2 protein-coding genes are annotated in these 2379 nt (G+C 65.2%); one reads left to right on the top strand and one right to left on the bottom strand.

All coding sequences use genetic code 11. The annotated features are described in order from the left end of the window. Nucleotides 1–198 precede the first annotated feature (198 nt). Nucleotides 199–1026 (top strand): helix-turn-helix transcriptional regulator, encoded by an 828-nt coding sequence (locus VXC91_RS44580; RefSeq protein ID WP_329513045.1) that lies wholly within the window; start codon nucleotides 199–201, stop codon nucleotides 1024–1026. A gap of 366 nt (nucleotides 1027–1392) precedes the next feature. On the opposite strand, the gene VXC91_RS44575 is transcribed toward VXC91_RS44580, so the two are convergent. Then, on the bottom strand, nucleotides 1393–1881 hold the full coding sequence (locus VXC91_RS44575) for a hypothetical protein (RefSeq protein WP_329513044.1): 489 nt from the start codon (nucleotides 1879–1881) through the stop codon (nucleotides 1393–1395). Between the last annotated feature and the right edge of the window lie 498 nt (nucleotides 1882–2379).

The raw sequence follows: 2379 nt of genomic DNA, 5'->3' as shown, positions 1-2379 counted from the left end.
ACACAGGAAATGTGCTGCACACCACATCCCCCTGGGGAATATGGCGGCCCCGCCACATTGCTTAGGCCCTTGCAGTCCTGAGTTACGACCTCGGCCGACGCGGCGGACTGGCTTCCAGATGGCGCATGGGTGGCAGCCGCCGGACGCCACGGACCGGCACATCCCGCCAGGAGCGGCACGAGCCGAGAAAGGACAGCTGTGGCGGATCGACCAGGGCTGGCGGCCTTTCTACGGGCCCGCCGTGAGGCCCTGCAACCAGAGGACGTCGGCCTGCCGCGCGGGCGCCGCAGGCGTACCGGAGGGCTGCGCCGCGAGGAGGTCGCGGCGCTGTGCGACATGTCGGTCGACTACTACAGCCGGCTCGAGCAACCGCGAGGGCCTCATCCCTCCGAGCAGATGCTCGCCGCGATCGCCCGCGGTCTGCACCTGTCGCTGGAGGAGCGGGATCATTTGTTCCATCTCGCCGGGCACGCTGTGCCCCGCAGGGTGCGGCGCGACGACCACATCAATCCGGGCATGATGCGCATTCTGGACCGGATGAAGGACACCCCCGCCCAGGTGATGAATCACTTGGGCGAGACACTGAAGCAGACGCGCCCGGCGGTGGCGCTGCGGGGTGACGAGACGGCCTACACCGGACTGGCGCGCAGTGCGCACTACCGCTGGTTCACCGACCCCTCCTCCCGCCTGGTCCACCCCGAGAGCGACCACGCCGAGCAGAGTCGGCTGATGGTGGCGGACCTCTACGGCGCCTACACCCGCGACGGCGGCGACTCGCGAGCCGCCGAACTCGTCGACGCACTGCGCAAGGAAAGCCCCGAGTTCGCCGCCATCTGGCGTGAGCGCCCGGTGCTCGGCCCCTTCTGCGCTTCCAAACGCTTTCGGCACCCGCAGGTGGGGACGCTGGAACTGCACTGCCAGACGCTCGTCGACCCCGACCAGTCCCAGCGGCTCCTGGTGTACACCGCCGTACCGGGCACCGAGAGTCACACCAGCCTCCAACTCCTGTCCATCCTCGGCCCCTGAGTCCCCGTGCGGTAGTCGAACCTGACCGGCGCCCGGCGTGAGGAGCTTGTTCGCGAGCTGAGTGTCCGGATTCGGGGGAAGCCCGGGTGGCCCGGGCGGCGATCTGGGTGTCGAGGTGGGAGAAGAGGCGCCTCGCAAGCGCGGGATGGTCGCGCTGCGACGGGCGGCGACCTGAATGCCTTCGGCAGCGCGCACCGGCCGTCAGGCTTCGCCGGCCTGGCCCCGCAGCCCCGTGACTGCGGATGCGACAGCGGCAACTTACGCGAACGCCACCGCTACCACCGCGGACTGCTCCGGAGCGCGTATTAAGCCACCCTCATCGCAAGACCCCAAGAGCAACAGCCTTGCCATGCAAGGGCCTTGGTCTTACTGTTCGCCTTCATCCGACCTCAACCGCAGATAGAGCGTCTGCGTGCTCTCCCCCGGTGCGGTGAGTACGACATGACCGTAGCCGCTGGCTCCTGCGTATCTCTTGGTGCCACCGGTGATGGCGATGTCAATGTTTTCCGGCGGTGCGGCCGAAGGCGAGGACGTCCCGTTTTGCCAGGTCAGCTGCCCGTCAGGGAAGATGAACGTGCCTTTGCACTGGTCACTGTGAGGACTTGGGGAGGTCAGAGTGCCTCCGATCTGGGTGCACTCCAGCAGCTCTTTGCCAAACGGCCTTCCCTCCCGCTCGACTGCGTTGACGTAGAGATACTGCTTCCCCACTCCGGTTTGGGGGTCTCCGTTGGAGAGATAAGTGATTTGTTCTGCGTGTGCATTCAAGAGGATGACCTCATAACGGTCTCCGCCTCCCTGCCCACGATAGGGAAGGGTTCCTTGAAAGGCGGAGGCCGAGCCCGAGGTAGCCGTCATTGAGAGGACTGTGGCTGCGACAAGTCCCCACTTTGAAGCGGAAAGCAGCGTTACTCACCTCAATCATGGATTTTGCCAAATGATCGACTGCAAGTATTGACCTTACGGAGGGGATGTCAAAGATCAATCGTGCCAAGTTGCTCTTTTCGCTCGGCTGGCCTCCTTTTCGAACAGCAACGTCACATTCACCGGGTTCCTCCTAGGATGTCCCGGCCTTCAGGCTGGGGAGGTATCGGATTCCTGTGGAGCAGGGCAGGGATGGCCGGATCGCCGCCAGGGCGAACCGGTGTCCACCCCGCACGGCGGTGATGGAGCCCACTACGATCAAGAACTCTCAACTGTCGGTGCTCCCGGGCAGGTTCGGGTGCATGACGACAGGAGCGACTACGAAGGACACCGGGTATGGCCGGTACACCTTCCGTGTGCGCCTGTCGGCTACCGCGCGGCGCGCAATCTGGAACGAATGCGTGGCCAAGTCCAAGCAGGTCCATGCGCAGG

It is taken from the genome of Streptomyces chiangmaiensis (assembly GCF_036281785.1).
GTDB classification, from domain to species: Bacteria; Actinomycetota; Actinomycetes; order Streptomycetales; family Streptomycetaceae; genus Streptomyces; species Streptomyces chiangmaiensis.
Note: the sequence above shows the minus strand (reverse complement) of the source record. Positions and strands in the feature narration are given on the sequence as shown.

Bases quoted from the DNA above. Each gene is read 5' to 3' on its own strand.
- VXC91_RS44575 (WP_329513044.1), bottom strand. From the start codon at position 1,881: ATGACGGCTACCTCGGGCTCGGCCTCCGCCTTTCAAGGAACCCTTCCC.